The 19,055-nt window shown below is 51.5% G+C and carries 15 protein-coding genes; 7 read left to right on the forward strand and 8 right to left on the reverse strand.

Going from position 1 to position 19,055, the window contains the following annotated elements; all coding sequences use genetic code 11:
* The 5 genes from JNJ77_14350 to JNJ77_14370 all read left to right on the forward strand — a co-directional run.
* A partial coding sequence (locus tag JNJ77_14350) for a transposase (GenBank protein MBL8823766.1) occupies positions 1-124 on the forward strand: 124 nt, incomplete at its 5' end.
* A 358-nt stretch (positions 125-482) separates the two neighbouring features.
* Positions 483-1,715: an acyl-CoA dehydrogenase family protein gene (locus JNJ77_14355; protein ID MBL8823767.1), complete on the forward strand. Its 1,233-nt coding sequence runs from the start codon at positions 483-485 to the stop codon at positions 1,713-1,715.
* Positions 1,712-2,785, forward strand: coding sequence for a phosphotransferase family protein (locus JNJ77_14360; GenBank protein ID MBL8823768.1), 1,074 nt, complete (start codon positions 1,712-1,714; stop codon positions 2,783-2,785). Before JNJ77_14355 ends, JNJ77_14360 begins: the two co-directional genes overlap by 4 nt.
* A complete protein-coding gene (locus tag JNJ77_14365) occupies positions 2,782-3,486 on the forward strand; it encodes a histidine phosphatase family protein (protein ID MBL8823769.1) in 705 nt (234 codons plus the stop codon). The genes JNJ77_14360 and JNJ77_14365 overlap by 4 nt, the downstream gene beginning before the upstream one ends.
* A gap of 13 nt (positions 3,487-3,499) precedes the next feature.
* Entirely contained in the window at positions 3,500-4,270 is a 771-nt protein-coding gene (locus tag JNJ77_14370; protein MBL8823770.1) for an SDR family oxidoreductase, read from the forward strand.
* A gap of 3 nt (positions 4,271-4,273) precedes the next feature.
* On the opposite strand, the gene JNJ77_14375 is transcribed toward JNJ77_14370, so the two are convergent.
* From JNJ77_14375 to JNJ77_14405, 7 genes are all read right to left on the reverse strand, one after another.
* Entirely contained in the window at positions 4,274-8,206 is a 3,933-nt protein-coding gene (locus JNJ77_14375) for a hypothetical protein (protein MBL8823771.1), read from the reverse strand.
* 173 nt (positions 8,207-8,379) lie between these two features.
* The gene (locus JNJ77_14380; protein ID MBL8823772.1) at positions 8,380-8,973 is read right to left on the reverse strand and encodes a hypothetical protein; all 594 of its coding nucleotides are present in this window, start codon (positions 8,971-8,973) and stop codon (positions 8,380-8,382) included.
* Between the two features lie 84 nt (positions 8,974-9,057).
* A complete protein-coding gene (locus tag JNJ77_14385) occupies positions 9,058-10,071 on the reverse strand; it encodes a VWA domain-containing protein (GenBank protein ID MBL8823773.1) in 1,014 nt (337 codons plus the stop codon).
* Positions 10,072-10,074: 3 nt separating this feature from the next.
* On the reverse strand, positions 10,075-11,025 hold the full coding sequence (locus JNJ77_14390) for a VWA domain-containing protein (protein MBL8823774.1): 951 nt from the start codon (positions 11,023-11,025) through the stop codon (positions 10,075-10,077).
* A complete protein-coding gene (locus tag JNJ77_14395) occupies positions 11,007-11,813 on the reverse strand; it encodes a hypothetical protein (protein MBL8823775.1) in 807 nt (268 codons plus the stop codon). Before JNJ77_14395 ends, JNJ77_14390 begins: the two co-directional genes overlap by 19 nt.
* Positions 11,813-12,670 (reverse strand): DUF58 domain-containing protein, encoded by an 858-nt coding sequence (locus JNJ77_14400; protein ID MBL8823776.1) that lies wholly within the window; start codon positions 12,668-12,670, stop codon positions 11,813-11,815. The genes JNJ77_14395 and JNJ77_14400 overlap by 1 nt, the downstream gene beginning before the upstream one ends.
* A gap of 35 nt (positions 12,671-12,705) precedes the next feature.
* Positions 12,706-13,716 carry an AAA family ATPase gene (locus tag JNJ77_14405; GenBank protein ID MBL8823777.1) on the reverse strand — a complete coding sequence of 337 codons (1,011 nt, stop codon included), beginning with the start codon at positions 13,714-13,716 and terminating at the stop codon, positions 12,706-12,708.
* 183 nt (positions 13,717-13,899) lie between these two features.
* On the opposite strand from JNJ77_14405, the gene JNJ77_14410 reads away from it, so the two are divergent.
* Positions 13,900-16,089: a PQQ-binding-like beta-propeller repeat protein gene (locus tag JNJ77_14410; GenBank protein MBL8823778.1), complete on the forward strand. Its 2,190-nt coding sequence runs from the start codon at positions 13,900-13,902 to the stop codon at positions 16,087-16,089.
* A 2-nt stretch (positions 16,090-16,091) separates the two neighbouring features.
* On the opposite strand, the gene JNJ77_14415 is transcribed toward JNJ77_14410, so the two are convergent.
* Positions 16,092-17,681, reverse strand: coding sequence for a hypothetical protein (locus tag JNJ77_14415; protein ID MBL8823779.1), 1,590 nt, complete (start codon positions 17,679-17,681; stop codon positions 16,092-16,094).
* A gap of 139 nt (positions 17,682-17,820) precedes the next feature.
* Between JNJ77_14415 and JNJ77_14420 the strand changes: the two genes are divergently transcribed.
* Positions 17,821-18,837, forward strand: coding sequence for an aspartate-semialdehyde dehydrogenase (locus JNJ77_14420; protein ID MBL8823780.1), 1,017 nt, complete (start codon positions 17,821-17,823; stop codon positions 18,835-18,837).
* Positions 18,838-19,055 lie beyond the last annotated feature (218 nt).

Genomic DNA, 19,055 nt, shown 5'->3' on the forward strand with positions numbered 1-19,055 from the left:
CATCGTGGAGCGGACGTTCAACTGGCTCAAACGATACCGCCGTATCGCCACCAAGTACGAAAAAACTGGACAGAACTTCTTGGGGTTCTTCCAGTTAGGCTCTGTAATGATGCTGCTCAGGTAATTTGTCAACACGCTCTAGTTTAAAAGGCCATTTTGCAACTAATATGATGCATGAAACCACTGGTTTTCAGGCCAATGTTACACTTTTTTGCGTAAAGTCTGTTGAACGTTTCGTACAGCGCGAGTCGCAGGGTCATATTCCACGGGCGGCTCTTCAGAATAGCAGAAACCAGAAGTTTCCTGGAGTACGTTCTGCCATCCCCATTCTGATGAGCCTGCCTCTATCTTTTGAATTGGATTGCAGCCTCCATATCATTGAAATACGATGGTGAATCGCTTTGACAATCTGACCACATATCTTAGCATCGTTTGAATCGAAATGAGCTTCAAGGCCTGAACTTCATGATTGAGAAACCACGATGGATTTTTCCTACTCAGCAAAAGCAACAGAATACCTGGCCAGGCTGCAGTCATTTATTGAGGAACATATCACGCCTGCTGAGCCTGAATACTATCGGCAATTGAAACAGTCGCCCTGGGAACAGCCTGCCGTCATGGAAGCGCTGAAGCAGAAGGCACGAGAGGCAGGATTATGGAATCTTTTTCTTCCAGAAAGCGAGTTTGGGGCTGGATTATCCAACAGCGAATACGCTCCACTGGCCGAGTTGACAGGCCATTCCTTCATTGCTCCGGAAGTATTCAACTGCAATGCCCCAGACACCGGCAACATGGAAGTTCTGGTGAAGTATGGCTCCGCAGAACAGAAAGAGCAGTGGCTCAAACCATTGCTCCAAGGCACCATGCGCTCGGCATTCTGTATGACTGAACCGGATGTTGCCTCCTCCGATGCTACCAACATGCAGGCAACTGCCTTCATTGAGGGCAAAGAAGTTGTCATCAACGGACGCAAATGGTGGAGCACTGGCATTGGCCATCCGCACTGCCGATTTGTCATCTTCATGGGATTGACTTATCCCGAAGCAGAGAAACACGCCCGCCATTCCATGGTAATTGTTCCGCTCGATACGCCGGGTGTAAAGATCGAACGCCTGCTGCCTGTCTTTGGCGATCTGCATGCACCGTTTGGTCATGGTGAAGTCAGTTTTACTCATGTGAGAGTGCCACTCAGTAACGTGATTGCCGGGCTGGGGCGGGGCTTTGAAATTGCCCAGGGTAGACTGGGGCCAGGTCGCATTCATCACTGCATGCGGGTGATCGGCTCTGCGGAACGTGCGCTGCAACTGATGTGCGAACGATCTCTCTCCCGAACAGCGTTTGGAAAACCACTGGTACAACTGGGTGGCAATGTTGATATTATTGCTGAAGCTCGGATGGGAATCGAGCAGGCTCGACTTCTGACTCTCAAAGCTGCCTGGCTAATGGATACAGTCGGTGTCAAAGGTGCCATGAGCGAAATTTCCCAGATTAAAGTCGTAGCACCTCTCCTAGCTCAACGCATCATCGATCAGGCCATTCAGATGCATGGTGGAGCTGGAGTGTCTGATGATTTTCCACTGACTGCCATGTTCGCCAATGCCCGTATCCTTCGCCTGGCTGACGGTCCTGATGAAGTCCATCGTGCTCTGATCGCCAAGCTTGAACTGAAGCTATATCAGAACAGGATATCACCTGCTGGGAGGCAATCCTCATGAGTTGGACCGATCAACCCAGTCCGATGCGTCAGGGTGAAGAGTTGGATATTGCCAGAATTGATACGTTTCTCAAGCAGTCCGTTCCTGGTCTGGTCGGAGAGCCATCGGTTGGTCAGTTTCGCGGCGGAGCTTCCAACCTGACCTATCAATTCACCTATCCATCACGATCAGTTATTATTCGCCGACCACCTTTTGGACATCGTTCGGGGGCAGCACACGACATGCTGCGTGAAGCCAGAGTGATGACTGCATTGAAACCCGTTTACCCCTACGTGCCGGCGGTGCTGGCTACCAGCCAAGCTGGTGAAGTGCTCGACTGCCCGTATTACGTGATGGAGCGAATTGACGGCATTATTCTTCGCCATGATCTGCCAAAGAGCTTGAGTCTCAACACGACAGATACTCGCCAACTCTGTCTTAATGTCATCGACCGATTGATCGAACTGCATCAGATCGATTATCGTGCGGCGGGACTGGAAAACCTCGGCAAAGGCGAAGGTTACGTCAAGCGACAAGTGGATGGCTGGTGCGAACGTTTCGAGAAAGCCCATACAGATGATGTGAATGATTTCAGCACCATCACAAGCTGGCTGCGACAAACCATGCCAGAGCGTGACGCCGCCACCTGCGTCATTCATAATGATTTCCGATTTGACAATGTGGTACTGAACCCTGCTGATCCACTTCAGGTCATTGGCGTGCTCGATTGGGAAATGGCTACTCTAGGGGACCCGTTGATGGATCTGGGTAACAGCCTGGCTTATTGGATTGAAGCAGGTGATGGTCCCGACATGCAATCTGTCAGAAGACAACCTACGCATCTGCCCGGCATGCTGTCACGCCAACAGGTAATTGAGTATTACTGTCAGAAGACAGGGTATTCCGCAAATCAATTCGACTTCTATCAGGTGTTCGGCCTGTTCCGGCTGGCTGTCATCGCGCAACAGATATACTTCCGTTTTCGTCAGGGTCATGCTAAAAACCCGGAGTTCGCAAACTTCATTCACTTTACCAACCTGCTTCAGAAACAATGCCTTGCCATGATGGAACAAGGTACGGTGAAAGCATGAGCCAGTTGTACCTGGTACGTCATGGGCAGGCGTCGTTCGGCAGTCGCGATTACGATCAACTGTCGCCATTAGGCGTTGAGCAATCGCAACTGCTGGGCCAATGGCTTGCCACCACGGGTCTGAAACCCCAGCAAATCGTGCACGGCAGCATGGTGCGACAACAGCAGACAGCACTGCATTGCCTGAATCACTGGTTACCTGACCATCATTCAGCCTTTGCACCAGGACAGAATCATGCTTTTGATGAGTTTGATCACAAGGAAGTGTTGCTCCGAACGCATTCGCAATTCAGCGAACCGGGGTATCTGGAACGATTCATAGCGGAACAGCCCGCCAGCCGACGTGCCTTTCAGAAGATTTTTGCAGAAAGCATGAAACGTTGGATTGAAGGCAAACATGCTCACGAATACACCGAAAGCTGGCCTGCGTTTCGGACTCGCTGTGTGAAGGGATTGCTGCACGTGGCAGAAAATGCTGTAGATCAGGATGTCTGGATTTTCACCTCGGGTGGACCGATTGCTGCCATCATGCAACATGTCATAGGTATTCCCGATGATAAAGTGCTCGAAATCAACTGGACGATTCGCAATGCCAGCATCAGTCTGTTTAGCTCTCGGAATGGCGCCTTACGCCTCAAGCAGTTCAACAGTGTTGCACACCTGATACAAAACCAGCGTCCTGAACTACTCACCTACCGTTAAGCAAGGACTTCTCATGTCATTCACCACCATGTTTGATCTAACGGGCAAAATCGCACTGGTTACCGGAGGCAGCCGAGGCATTGGTGAATCCATCGCCCGTTGCCTGGCTGAGTATGGCGCACAGGTCCTGGTCTCCAGCCGGAAGGCAGAAGGCTGCGAAGCCGTAGCCCAGTCCATCCGTTCTACCGGCGGAAAAGCTGATGCACTGCCCTGCCACATCGGTGAAATGGATCAGATCGAAAAACTTTTTTCCAGCCTTGAGCAGCAGCATGGCCGACTCGATATCCTCGTCAACAATGCTGCCACCAATCCTCACTTCGGCCCCATTTGGGAAACCGATGTTGGTGCCTATCAGAAAACCGTGGATGTCAATATTCGAGGGTACTACTTCATGTCGTCACTGGCTGTCAAAATGATGATGCGCCAGGGTGCAGGCAGCATCGTCAATTTATCATCGGTCAATGGCGTTATCCCCGGACCCATGCAGGGGATTTACTCCATTACCAAGGCTGCCATCATTTCGATGACCAAAGCATTCGCAAAAGAATGTGCCGCCAGCGGTGTACGGGTGAATGCCCTCTTGCCCGGCCTGACCGATACAAAATTTGCTGCAACACTTATCAAGAATGAAACCATCCTCCCGAAGATGCTCGAACATGTCCCCATGAAGCGGGTAGCCCACCCCGATGAGATGGCAGGCACGGTTCTCTATCTAGTCTCGCCAGCCAGCAGTTACGCCACCGGGGTCTGCATTAATGTCGATGGCGGGTATCTGCTGAACTAACACTCAAATTCTCTGCTTGGCCTTGTTCATCCATTTCAGCGCTAATTGCCTCAGGTCAGCGGGTGCATGACCATTGCGCTCAGCAGAGAAGTAATCACGCTCAATGGAGGCAATTTCCGTTTCGAGTTGTTCCTTCAGGGCAGGTGGCAGGTGCTTCGCGCTGCGGAGCCTATCCAGATACTGATGCACCGTAAATGCAGTCATATGCTCAGGCAGCAGGTTATCATCGACAGTTACCGGACGCTTGCGCCGTATCAGGTAAATGATCACCCCCAATGTTAGAAGCGTTGCCAGTAGTGAACCAATCAGCCAGATGGTGCCTGCCATGCTCTTGTTGCCATACTTCTGATCCAACTCGATGGATTGGGTTACGCTGACCAGATCCGCATCGTTATAGCGCTGGTAGATGACTTCTGCATTTTCCACCAGAGGCTTGCCAAACTGGAAGGTTTTCGGCGCTGCCTGCCCTTCATGGGCAACCAGTGTCACCAATGCTGTTCGATCTGACTGTATGGCAATAGGCCCTTGATCTTCACTGAACTTGGCGATGGCTACACCCTGATCATCCAGCTTGGCAATTTCAAAACCAGCTGGCCTGATATCAAGCAACTGTGGGATCGGCGGTACTAGTCCCAGCCCGGTTGCCTTCACTTCCAGTATGAGTTTCCCTTTACTGGCTTGCCGTTCATCCAGAGTCTGAGTAATCGTGAGCTTGCGAACTGGTCGGGCTTTTGCCATCTTGGGCTTGCAATCGATCGGTAGTACCGGTGATTCAACGGGTAACACCACGAAGCCGGAAGTATCCAGAAAATCAAGATCGATGCGCAGACCAGGCAACTTATCCACCTGTGGTCCCTTGGCTTTGAGTAGCAAGTAGGCATAAGGTGTTACACGCCAGCCGAATTCCCTGGCCGAGCGCGAGTGCACTTTCTCTGATTCAAATGTCACAGATATGATATCGAACTGCTCTTTCAGTGTTTCTTTCACTGCAGTCTCAAACCGGTCACGGTAGTCTGCAGTTGGTCTGCCATAGTTGTACGACCATCGCAGGCTGTTCTGATTCTGCAGATATCTGCTGAAGCCACCCGATTCCCGTTCAATATCGCGAGTATGCAGCAGGTGAACGAATACGCCAAAGGGTTCACCGTGTCCAACGGTGGTATCGCCGCCATCCACTTCGGTCGTCAGTTTTACTTCAGTAATGAGATCCTTGTAGTAATCGAAGAGTTTTCGGGCTTCATACGCCTGCTTGTGATCAGGATCAATGATGCCAAAGCCGCCTTGAAGATAGCGGAACTTCACCTGGGCTTTGGCTGAACTCATGCGTGAAAAAAGATTGTTGGCGAATTTGTTCATGTGCCGTTCTGCCAGGTCAGCAGGCAACTTCTGAATAGCCGCCTTGATGATTGGCATCTGTTTGAAATCAGGTTGCCGTTCTTCATTGATCATGGCCAGATCGACAGCACCCAGCGAGGCGTAAAACCATTGATCATAGACCATGGTTGTCTCTTCATCTTCAGGCAAGCTGCGTGTACGCAGCACCGCATCGTATTGCTCAGCTGCCTGGGCGAAGACCTTCAATGCCTGGCTCCGCTGTGCGCTGAATTCGGAAGATTTGCCCAATTCCGAACGATAATTGACTTCATCATGCAGCACCGCTGCCTTGGCCGTGAGCAACGCCCAGTGATTGGGATGTTGCTTCAGGCCATCTTCAATCACCTGTTTGGCAACTTCATATCCGCGCAAGACTTCTTCCTGAATATCCTTCTGTTTGCGGTTTGTCTTGTTCTTTTCCTGCACGCCAGGATTCTTCCATAGGCCTGTCAGGTTGCCTCGCATCGTCTGGGCCAGGCTGGCGAAAGTACGAGGCTTCAGCTTACCCAGCGGACCAAATACCTTTTCAATCGCTTCTGTCTTGTAGACCTCGGCAGCACTGTGGCAGGTAGTGAACGCTTTGGACAACTGTTCCTCATCGACGTCACCGAGGTTCATCTCACGCATTTTAGAGATAACTTCCGACAGTTCTTTAACATTGCGTTCCTGCTTGGAACGTGTCAATGGTATGCCTTCAGCACGTTCTTCATAACCATAGAAGAAATACATGCTGCGGTACTGATTGCGTTCGCTGTTAGGATCATGATTCCGAGTCCAGACTTTCAGGAATTCCTTTACCAGTTCTTTCGCCTGGTTCGGATTGGACTTGGCCAACGACTGGATATGAGGGAAAGCCTTGTTCTCTTCGCCTACCTTCAGATGCAGTTGCGCGAGTGTCCCTGATAGTTTGGGACGCAAGCCTGCATCAACATAGGTCAGCCACTGGTCATCGGGCGATGTTCGGAGCAGTTCCCCGGTGGCAATGGCCTGGGGGATGCCCTGCTGCCTCATGTTCCACATCATCTGCTGGTTGCCATCGTCATCGACGTTGACGTAGTAGAAATTGCCGAAGACATCTCGCCTGGCTCGTGGGCCATAGTTTGATGAAAAATCATACTGTTTGCTGAACTCAGCTTCACGCATCCAGTTGGAAGCCAGCAGGGTCAGGGTTTGAGCCCATTCACGAGCCTGGGTTGGCGAGGATTTGAGCAATGCTGCAATCGCGCTCTTCTGCAATTGCAGTTCCTTGAGTCGCAACGTGGAATCTTGTGGATGACGCAACATTCCCTGGGCAATGTAGGTTCCCAGTGTTGAAAGGATCTCTTTGCCTCGTTCGGTATTGGTGGTGAAACTCTCTTCGAGCCATCTCTGTCCCAGTTCCTCCTTAATTCGAGGAGCATATTCGACAGCACGTTTCAGAGCTTCCAGTTTCTCTTCCTTGTCCCCCTCCTTCAAGCTCATGATCTGCAGGGTGACTTTCCAGGCATCTTCCAGATGTTTGGATTTAGGTTCCTGAGCATGCTTGGCAATGTAATACCTTGCCAGCAGGTTGAGCGCTTCCAGATCTTTACTCTGAAATGCTTCATCAGGGCTGGGCAGAAAGTCTTTCAAATAGACGCTCAAGTCAGATTCGACGAGCAGCTTGCTGACTTCACGTTCGGAAATCAGCCGCTTCTCTTTCGGTTTGCTGGTTTCCTGCTTGAGCTTCTCCACAACAGTTTCGGGCGCGTTGCCGCTGGCGAGCGACTGTTTCAGAATGCTGGTCAGATTTCTGAGATGCTCTTTGTCGAGTTTTTCCGGAACAAGAGAAACAAGTTGGATGAGGTCTTCGGTGTAGAAGACGTTTTTCTCCATGGTCTGAGGCAACACTGGTCTTCCGGTGTTCTGAGCCTGCATTTCTGCCTGGCTCATCTGGGTGGAAGCCAGGGAGCGGAGCATTTGCCGGTAGGCAGCCCTGGTTTCGGGGCCAGTCAACGACTGCATGAAACGACGTACCTCTGACCAGTTGCCTAAGGTCACATTACTCTGGAACCGCTCCATCTGCTCATCCAGACGTTTCTGTTCTGGAGTTTTGACTGCCTTATTGGATTCCATGTCGGGTTCATGCATCATGGGCATGCCGCCACGCATCATCATGATCTGTGGATCGATGTAGATGTTGGGTTTGATATCCCCCATAGCCGGGTTCCAGGCTTTCAGGATTGCAGTGGGCTTGCGACTGAACTGCAATTGTTTCAGTCGTTGCATGCGCTGACTCTGTTCAACGGCCTGGATAAAGACCTGACCAGCAGGCAGAAAGAGTTGCGGTATTTCTTCGACCGTCTTGATCTGAGGCACAAAATTCTGTTGCGCAGCCTGTCCTGGCGCCCCCTGTGCTCCCGGTTGCATGACAATGCCGGGTGCAGTTTGAACTACAGCTCCTCCTGATACCACACGCGCCGGTGCAGTCTGCACAGTTTTCAATGGCACGGCCGGGGTGGCAGGAACTGCAGCTACTTGAGCCTGCGCAGCCTGATCATGAAGAAAAAGACAGATCACCGACGCCACTGCGAGATAACGCATGATGCTACTCTGGTTGAAGCTTAATTCAATGTACTGCACAGTGGCAATTAATGGCCACCGGTCTGAATATCCGAGCCAGCGCCCGCAGAGCGTACATCCTGCTTGGCTCCCGGCTGCTGTCCTGGTTTTTTCCCGCGACCGCGGGATTGCGATTTACCGCTGTTGCAGCCTTCTCACTGGCTGGGCAGGGGCAATCCCTGCAATTCTCCCAAATCCATGCGGGCCAGACGCACCGCTGATTCCAAGTCTTCCCGATGCTTCCTGGCAGCAGTCTTGTCTCCTCGTTCCAATGCCTGCTCTGCCAGCAATTTGTAGGTTGCTCGGGCTGAGTCTATTTCCGGCTCCCATTCTTCCCTGCCGAGTCCTTCCAGACGCATCAGCCAGGTGAGATAATACTGGGCATTGGCTGCAGTTGATCGAGCCTCTGCCAGCAACTTGGCGTCTGCCTTCGGATCAGCCTGCATCTCTTCAATCAACTGTTTCAAATCGCCATGCGCTTCTGGTAACTGTTTTGCCAGCATTTGCGACTTGGCCCGTTCAAGCCTTAACTTCTGTGCATCCGTTTTGTTCTCAATCGGCAGGTGCTGCAGTGCATCACCATAGGCTTCCGCAGCACCAGCATGATCACCATCTGAAGCGAGTTGTTGCGCTTGTCGAATCAGTCGGCCTGACTGATCGACAGCCTGATAATGCTGTCCCGGCCCCATGTGCCAGACATAAAAACCTAATGGCACAAGCAGCCAGGCTGTGAGAAGTAGAAGTCGCATAGGCTGCCTTTCTCATCTCATGTGAAATATTGAGTCTCATCATACTTCAAGTCGTTTCAATACGCTATCGAGATTGAAGCATTTTCATGTTCTTGACATTTCCAACGATTCAGTTGCCTTGGCGTAACGAATGCCCGGCTTCCAACTGGATCCCCATTGCTGCAAGGCAAATGGCAGAAAACCTAGCAAAACCGATGAAAAGCCGATAGCCAGCAGTGCATATTCACGCCGGGTCAGCTTATCCCACCAGCTTGGTATGGCTCTATCATCCATCGCCGTCACCATTTCGGTTGGCAAGTGTTTCTCATTTCCATTGTGGTATGTTCCATTGAGCCGGGCTGCCAATTGCCTGAGTGCCGATGCATCCTGGCGAGATTGGTGCCCTTCAATACTTTTGCCAACAGTCTGATCACCTACGCCAATTACGACAACTTGCTTAATAGATGCAGGCAAACGGGGCATACCCAAGGGCGGAATGGTATCCCCATCACTCACAAAGAGCAGAACCGTACTCTCCGGTGGCCAGGGTGCTGCCAGCTTGGCTGCTTCCGCCAACCCAGCAAACAGATTAGTTGGCCCCGGCTCAAACGCCTGGGCCAAAGGCAAATCATTCAGCACATTACGCACCACTTCCAGATCAGTAGTGTCCTGCACCACTGGTTTGGCACCAGTAAATGTTGCAACTATGGTCGTGCGATAACGGTCACGCTGCACTCGTTCAAAAAATGATTGCAGCAGATCAGCTGCTCGCTGATCGCGTCGCTGTTTCCCCAGCGGGCCGGCATCCTGCAGTTTCATGCTCGGCGAGACATCTAATACCAGAAGCAACCTGCGAATTTCTTCAGGCTTCACTTCACCTGCCCGGTGTGTTTTCGGAGTCAGTGATAAGAGCGTCAGCACACCCCAGGTGAAGCCACCCAAAGCCAGGGAACGTAAGAGTGGTATGGCATACACCCAGCTTGCTGGCCGCTGTCCCGGCCCGAATGCCAGTCGAGCTATCTGCGTAATGCGTAGTGCATGCAATACCTCTGCAGCAAGCACCACCAGGACCACTGCCATGGCTAATAATTCAGGGAGTAATCCAATCTCTGACAGCATAAGTTACCAAGGTGTGTATCGTAATCCCCATGATGCCAGCGTAGTCATCAAGGCCAGTATCAGCCCAGTCCAGGCATAGGGAGTGAAATAATCCATCGGCTCGGCAATCGTCTTTTCCATTTTCGACTGCTTCATCTGGTCTATTTTCTGGAAGATCACATTCAGGCTGGCTGAATCATTGGCAAGAAAAGCATCACCACCAGTGCCTCGACAAATGGTGATGATCTCATCCTGAATCTGCGATTCACCAATAATGATGGCGAAAACAGTTATCCCATTCTTACTCAGTTCCTGCGCCAGTTCAGCATCGTTGTTATGCAAGTCAAAACTTTCGCCATCGGAAATCAGCAAAATCATCCGGTCGCCTTCTTCGCGGTTGAGCAGTTGCTTCTTACAACCCTGCAGAGCCTTGCCAATCATCGTTCCGCCAAACCAGGGCGGCGCAACCTCAGGCCGCATGAAAGGCAAGCTGCATCGAATCGCTGATGGATCGGTAGTCAGCGGGCACCAGTGGATGAAATTGTTGCCAAAGAACGTCAGTCCAAATGCATCGCCTTTGCGGAAATCGAGAAACCGCAGAGTCTCGGCCATGGCAGCGTCATACCGGGTGCCATCACCAAATGGCGATGTCATGCTTCCTGAAATGTCGATGCAGAATTCAATATTGGTCAATGCCCGTTTAGTTTCCGGTGCGCCAAATTTCTTGGGGCCAGCCAGGATGAGAATCCCTATTGTCATAATCAATACTGGCAACGATTCTGCCATCGACAGCACCAGCCACCACCAGCGGCCTGTGCCTTTTCTTCCATAATCAAACGGCATCACAACTGGTTGATGCAGCGTTTTCCTCCAGCCTCCCCAGGTCCATACGAGAAGTAAAGCCGGAAAAATCAGCAGCAACAACACCCAGGGATAAAGAAACAGATCGAGTGGGTTCATGTTCTGGACTCCCATCGATCCAGAGCATGTGCTTCCACATTTCGATAGGGTTCCAGCAGTTGCGAAACATCGACTTGTTTTTGCGTTCCCGGTCGATGCAGCCAGAGTTCCAGTTGCTGCAGCAATGGCCCAGCCTGGTCATGCTCTCGCAGTTTCACTGCAGTCATTTGAACTGCCTGGTCATTCATACCGAGTTTCTGTCGCCACCACGAATGCAGGCAACGTTCCAGTGAAGCCAGTTCCGTAGGCTGTGCCTGCCCGGAGAGAGCACGTTCCACCAGTGGTCGCAGTCGGTCTGCCAGCGTTACTGGCTGATTCAATATACCTGCTGCGGTTCTCCTTCGCGGCCAGAATCCGTAATAAATAATCGCTGCCAGCCCGGCAAACCACAACGCTCCGCCAATGATCAGCCACCAGCGATATCCACCGAGCCAGAATGACTGATCGAGTTGAAGTGCATTAGGCTCAACCTGCCCCGGTGGACGTATGGGAACAATCTTGATCTTGAGTGCAGGCAGGCCGTCGAGCGAACTGCCATCCTTGCGACGCAAATAATCACGCAGATCATAGGTTCCCGGATCGTATCCCTGAAATTCGATGTCATACAAGTAATCGGTGCCACTTGGCCGGGCAGATCGCACACGCACCAGGACAGGAATTTTGCGGTCGTTATACGGTTTGGCTTCCAATTCTGTTCCAGGCAGGAGTACCTGATTGATGCTACCCATCATTCCCACGGCATGTTCGCGAACGGGTTCGTTACCCTGCCAGGCACAACATAAACTCAACAACAAACCAAACATTATCTGGCCCTCCCCAGCAGGTTGCGTGACTGGAGAAAATGGCGCAAGGGCGCTTCGAAAGGCTTGTCAATGTCCACCAGCAACCGATCCACTCCACTGCGTCTCAAAGTCTGGCCGACGGTCTGCTCCTGAGACCAGTTTTTGCTACTTTGTGTTACGAAATCTTTGCCTGTTTCCGCTTCGCGTGAACGGAGAAAGCCTGCGCCAGCAATGCCTCGTTCAGCCGGATCACGCAGTTGTATCACGGCAACATCATGCTGCTGAGCGAGCAAACGCAGTGCCGCCAAGCCTTCCGGATCATGTAGATCGCTGAGAACAAAAATCAAAGCCCGGCTCGTCAGTGTGGGCGCCAGGTCGCCAATTCGCCGATTCAGTAATGTTGGCTCATCGTAGTGGAAGGTGCGGAGCATGTGCATCCACTGCAATACCGTCTGCCGCGACAGACTCGGCTTAATCAGCACGTCTCTGCTGCCTAGCCCCAGAACGCCAACCGGGCTGACTCGTTCCAGACATGCCAGTGCCAACGCACCTGCCAGATGTACTGCCACCGCATACTTGGTCCGTTTCCATGAACCTACCATCATCGAAGCGGATGTATCTATCAACAGGTAGCACGACAGCCTTTTCGGTGCTTCAAACTCTTTGACATAATACCTGCCTGTTCGGGCAGTTACTTTCCAGTCGATGGAGCGAATAGGATCGCCCGGCATATATGGTCGGCTTTGAACATATTCAATTCCGCTGCCGAGAAATGGTGAACGATCGGTGCCGTAACTGAGCGTATCAGCCAGCTTCTTCACCGCCAGGTAATACTGACGGGGATTCAGATGATCAGCAGTATCAAGAACACCCTGCATGCGTCGTGTGCTTCCCTGATGAAATGTATCAGACGTTAACGAGTAGTTTCATGCAGCAAATCCTGCAGTACTTTCACCCCCGTCTTGCCATCAGCCAGTGCCGCATAATTCAGACGAATGCGGTGGAGAATAACATCATCCGCCAAGGCGAAGAGATCATCGGGAACCACATATGCCCGGCCTCGGATCAATGCCCGGGCACGGGCAGCTTTCAGCAATGCAATGCCTGCACGCGGGCTGGCTCCCAGATCAAGATCAGGATGATGGCGCGTTCGCTTCACCAGTTCCACCACATGTTCCAGAAACACATCTGACACATGAACAGTTCCCACAGCTTCCATGGCTCTTACCACGTCATCAACATTCCCCACCGGTTCATGTTCCAGCACATCAAATTCCGTGCGGGCTACTGCTCCCTTGTCTTCACGTCGAACGCCCAGATTCATGTTTCTTCGCAACACTTCACGCTCTTCATCCACTGTCGGATAGGTCAATCGATGACAGAGCATGAATCTATCCAATTGTGCTTCAGGCAACTCAAACGTCCCTGCCTGCTCCACCGGATTCTGCGTTGCAATCACCAGAAACGGAGCGGGCAGTTTGAATGTCGTCTTGCTGATCGTCACCTTTCGTTCCTGCATCGCTTCCAGCAATGCTGATTGCACCTTCGGTGCTGCGCGGTTGATTTCATCCGCGAGCAGCAGATTGGTAAAGATGGGACCGCGGTTGATGCGGAATTCATTCGCACGCTGATCCAGAATTTCCGAACCCAGTATATCGGAAGGCAACAAATCAATGGTGAACTGAATGCGAGCGAAATCCAGATCAATACTCTTGGCCAGTACTGATACCAGCAACGTCTTGGCCAGGCCAGGTACTCCCTGTAATAGCAAATGCCCACCTGTGAACAGTGCAATCAGCAATCGCTCAACGACGACATCCTGCCCCACGACGACTGTGGCAATGCGCTTTCTTACCTGTTCAATAAATCTGATCGTTTCTTCGGTTGCTGCTGATGTGACGATGGGCGAAGTCTCTGAAGACATAGACTGTTCCATGTTGCGAATGATGTTGAATCAGTACGATCTTATCCGATGCGATTATCAGACAGGAACTGAAAACTGAGCATTTTGTTGACTCTTGCCACCAGCTTTCATGAATATCCGCTCATCTGATTCTTTCGTTTTTCGGTTTCCTTCTCAAATGCATGATGGATAATGCTGAATGACATGAAGAACATTCATTGTGTGGTTGCTGTGAAAGGTTATGAGATGATTTACTTCATACGTTTCATCACTGCTTCGGCTTTGCTCATGCTGATTGGAGTCTGCGTTACAGCAGCGAACCGGGACGATAAACGCGATGCGTTATGGGCCGCGGTACGAGCCAGTGATGTAAAAAAGGTGGAGGATATCATCAAGCAGGGCGCTGATGTCAACGCACGCAATGAACTGGGCATCTCGGCACTGTGGATTGCAGTCAGTAAAGGCAAATTTGATGTGGTGGAACTGCTGGTCAAACATGGAGCCGATGTCGATGTACGTGATGCCATCTGGTATCAGACACCTGTAGTGATGGCAGTCAGCCGGATGAAACTGGATATTGCCACGCTGCTGGTCAAAAAGGGTGCCAAAGACGTTGATACAGCCTTCTTCACTGCAGCCAGCATGGGCAATGCTGCTATAGCCAAGATGATCCTCGATAACAGCAAGGTCAGTCAGGATGCGCTCGATGCCAGTCTCTACGCTGCAACCACGAGCAAGAACGAGAAAATGTTGGAACTGCTGAAACAGACCACAGCCAAGGCTCTTCCTGCAGCATCTGAAGAAGACAAAAAAGCCTGGGCCAAAATTCCCGGCAACTATGAAAGCGATGGGGGCGCAAAGTTATCTATCACCATGGGCGATGTTGGTCTTTTGACAGGTGGCCGCTGGCTCAAGCCTGTCAGTAAAGATACTTTCGTACCCCTCGGAGCTGTCGGCGCACAAATCAAAGTGGAATGGAAAGGCGACGAGGTCGCACGAATTATCATGACTCGATTTACTGCTGAGTATAGTTTCTACCGGTTTACCAAATCAGAAATTAAATCCGACGCACTGGCAGGCATGGTCAGTAAAGGTGTAACCACGCCGATGAACTGGCCTTCGTTCCGTGGACCTGATGGAACTGGTATCGCTGACGGGCAGAATCCGCCTGTCACGTGGAATGTAAAAGAGGGGAAGAACATTCGCTGGAAGACTCCCATTCCCGGACTGGGACATTCCTGCCCGGTCATCTGGGGAAATAAAGTCTTCCTCACCACTGCCATCAGCAGTGAACCCGATCAGAAGATTCGTGTAGGCAATTACGGTGACGTCGCTTCGGTCAATGATACCTCCAAGCATACCTGGCACGTGATTTGTGTTGATCGTGACAGTGGACAGATACTCTGGAATCAAAAAGCCTACGAAGGAAAGCCCAAGATCAAACGGCATCTGAAAGGCAGCCAGGCTAATTGCACCATCGCTACCGATGGACAGTATATTCTCGCCTGTTTCGGTTCTGAAGGTTTGTATTGTTACGATCTGGCTGGCAAGCTGCGTTGGAAACGTGATCTCAGCACGCTCGATTCCAGCTTTGCCATCGAACAGGAATATGAATGGGGATTCGCCAACTCTCCACTCATCCACGAAGGTTTGGCTATTCTGCAATGCGACTTGAGCAAGGATTCCTTTATTTCCGCGTTCAATCTGGAAGATGGTTCACAGGTCTGGTCAACTCCTCGCGATGAAATCCCATCGTGGAGTTCACCGGTTATCTGGCGTAATTCCTTGCGAACGGAAATTGTTACTAACGCATCACAATACGCACGCAGTTACGATCCCAAAACCGGTGTGGAGCTCTGGCGGTTAGCCAAGAAATCCGAAGCTACCATTCCTGCACCAGTCTGTGGCAAAGATGTCGTATTCATCAGCAGTGGCAATCGGCCCATTCAGCCAATCTTCGCGATTAAACCCGGCGCTACTGGTGACATTTCACTGAAAGAGAAAGAAGAAAAGAATTCTCACGTTACCTGGAGCAAAATGCGCGGCGGGCCATACATGCCGACACCTGTTTTCTATGGATCATACCTTTACACGTGTTCCAATTCGGGTGTAGTAGCCTGCTACGATGCCAGCACCGGTGCGGAAATCTACAAGAAACGTCTGGGTGGTGGCAGTTACACCGCTTCACCGGTAGCAGCAGATGGCCGCCTCTATTTCGCCTCGGAACAGGGTGAAGTCTACGTGGTCAAAGCAGGGACTGAATTTGCACTGCTGGCCATCAACCCTGTTGACGACTACATCATGGCAACGCCTGCTATTTCCAATGGGTCACTCTTCATCCGCAGTCAGCACTTTCTGATTTCAACAGGACTACCTGCAGAGGAGAAGAAATAGATCTACTTACTGCTGAGTACCTGGATGGCAGCATGTAGTACAGGATCATTCCGCAGGTCATCCAGCCTGGTTGGCTGTAGTGAATCAACTGGCCTGGTATCCTGCTCGAACCACCAGGCACGAACCTGGCGATTCATTTTTGCAGGCAACACTACCTCCACATCGGGACGAACTCCCCAGTCGTCATTGGCGCTGGCGCCAGGCATACGGTGCAGGTTTTTTCCGCTCGGCCGCATGAACACGCCTACGGTTAAGCGATACGAATAATAAATGTTGTAAGGGTTTCTTTGCTCACGATTGTTCTGCTGAATGGTAGACTTTCCTCGTGATCGCTGGCCGACAATGGTGGCCCGTTCATGATCCTGCAGAGCAGCAGCAATCATTTCTGCTGCACCGGAAGTATCGGGACCAACCAGAACCGCCAATGGCATATCCTGCAGACGGTTGTCTTCATTCCGTGAACGATATTCTTTTTTGCTGCTGCGATTGAGATCGTCGTTGCTTGGGTTGCGATAATGCATGGATGTGATCAAGGCGTTACGTTCCAGAAATAGCCCAGCCAGGTCTGCTGAGTATTCAGGCACACCGCTGGGACAATCACGCAGATCGAGAATAAGTCCCTTGAGGCCATCTTCCTTCAACTGCACGATGATATCCTGCAGAGCATTTGGCATATCGAGTATGGTGCCCAGCCTGATGAGGGCAATGCGTCGCTGCCTGTCTACCCAGTAATCCCATTCGTTGTCTTCCAGCGGGCGATAGCCCTGGATCAGTGTCTCACGATCAAACCCAGGTGCCAGTGCAATGAAATCACTGTTTTCAAATTGAGCAGGCTGCGTGGCAGTAATCTTCACCTGCTTGATCTCATCCTGGATCGGTTTGAGTTTGATGGAAATTCCCTGCCGTCTTCGAGCACCCAGGGTAATCTGAGCATTGAGCATGGAAGTTGAGGTCTGTGGCGAAATAACTGTCCCATCGAGTTCCAGCAGTTCATCGCCTGGCCTGATGCCCTGCTTATGAGCCTGGCTGTGAATCGTGACATTACGGACGAAGTAACTTCCCCCCAGTGGCTTGTCTTCGAGAAAGAGTCCGATGCCTGCACCATGTTCATAAATCTGTCTGATGGAAACATCTTCTTTCGAATAGTTGCTGAATACATCGAGCGATTGGAAGATCGCCTGCATACTGGCATGTATACCCTGCTGGCCCTGGATCAGTGGGACATCGCCTGCCGCCAGGCGAGCCAGTTTCAACTTTTCCTGCAGGGATGCACCCGGCCGATGTTCCAGGAAATGATCTGCATCGCGAGTCAGTTCTTCAGGCGGAATCAAACTCCCGGCCCGATAGAGACCTAAAAGGGCACGGCCAGCCAAGGCATATTCAGGTATTTCGCTGAAGTGATAATTCTTCGATATAAGCTGTACTTCCTTGGCTATGATAGCTGCATATTCTTCCGCAGATCGTGGAGAAACCTGCCGAATACGTTGTATGCCCTGGTTTTGACTGGGCTGCAAGGCAGATGTCGTTTGGGAAAAACAACACGCCACCAGGACCAAAAGTGAACAAAAAGTGAGATGAATGGTTCGATGCATCAAGTGTTATCCGTAGCCGCTTAAGATATCGTACCTGATTCCAGCGGGGAGAGAAGCCGGAACCGTGCGGGCGAACCTGTCAGCCTATCCATTGTCTACTACATTAATTATTGCCTCTCCCGGCTGAATTGAGAACAACATGCCTCATCTTGCTATTGTGGGCGCTACCGGAGCAGTAGGCGCCTTGATTCGTCGTGTGGTACTGGAACGTCAATTACCTTACCAGTCTATCAAATTCCTGGCTTCACCTCGCAGTGCCGGTCAGAAGATCGATTTTGCGGGTAAAACGTACGCCGTTGAAACCTTGTCGCCGGAAGCATTCCAAGGCGTTGATATCGTGCTCTCCAGCACCCCCGCCTCCATCAGTCGCGAGTGGAGTCCGGTTGCTGCCAAAGCTGGTGCTTATGTCATTGATAACTCCTCTGCCTGGCGCATGGATCCGGAAGTCCCGCTGGTGGTTCCCGAAGTCAATGCACATGCGTTGAAAAAGATACCCAAAAAGATTATCGCCAACCCCAATTGTTCGACCATTCAGATGGTCGTTGCATTGCAACCCCTGCATAACATCGCCAAGATCAAGCGTGTTGTGGTTTCGACCTATCAAGCCTCTTCTGGTAAAGGCGCCACCGGCTTGTTTGATCTCGATGCCCAGGTTGCAGCACTTGGCCAGGGCAAACCCGTACCTGCCCCGACTGCTCACATGGAACGACTGGCTGGCAACGTTATCGCCCACGACTGGAAACTGGGGGACAACGATTACAGCGAAGAAGAAACGAAGATGATTAACGAAACCAAAAAGATTATGGGTGATGAATCCATTCTCGTCGCCCCGACTACGGTTCGTGTGCCCGTTCGCACGGGTCACAGTGAATCCATCAATCTCGAGTTTCATCAACCCATCACGGTTGAACAGGCCAAGTCTGCTCTTGCCAAGGCACCCGGTGTCATCCTCATGGATGGCTATGCCCCAGGCAAAGTGCCTACTCCCTTGATGGCTGAAGACCATGACGAAGTCTTCGTCGGACGGGTGCGAAGAGATCCTACCGTTCAGCATGGCCTGCACCTGTGGGTGGTTTCTGACAATCTCCGCAAAGGTGCAGCCACCAATGCAGTACAGATTGCCCAGGAATTGATCAAGCAGGGTATTGTCAAGTAATCGGTGCATGGCAACTGTAAACTCCCTCCAGTGCGCGCAGTATCTCCCCTGATTTGAGTGGGAAAAACGCTGATTTCGTCCCACTCGAAGCAAAACGGCGATCAGCCAGAGTCGCTGGAAACACGGGAAAAACCCTGAAAAAACACTCTATTTAGCCCCGGGCTCTTTAAGCCCGGGGCGGGGCCGCGCGGAGAAAAGTGGCAAAATAAGTCCGGAAT

This window comes from Planctomycetia bacterium (genome assembly GCA_016795155.1).
Lineage (GTDB): Bacteria > Planctomycetota > Planctomycetia > Gemmatales > HRBIN36 > JAEUIE01.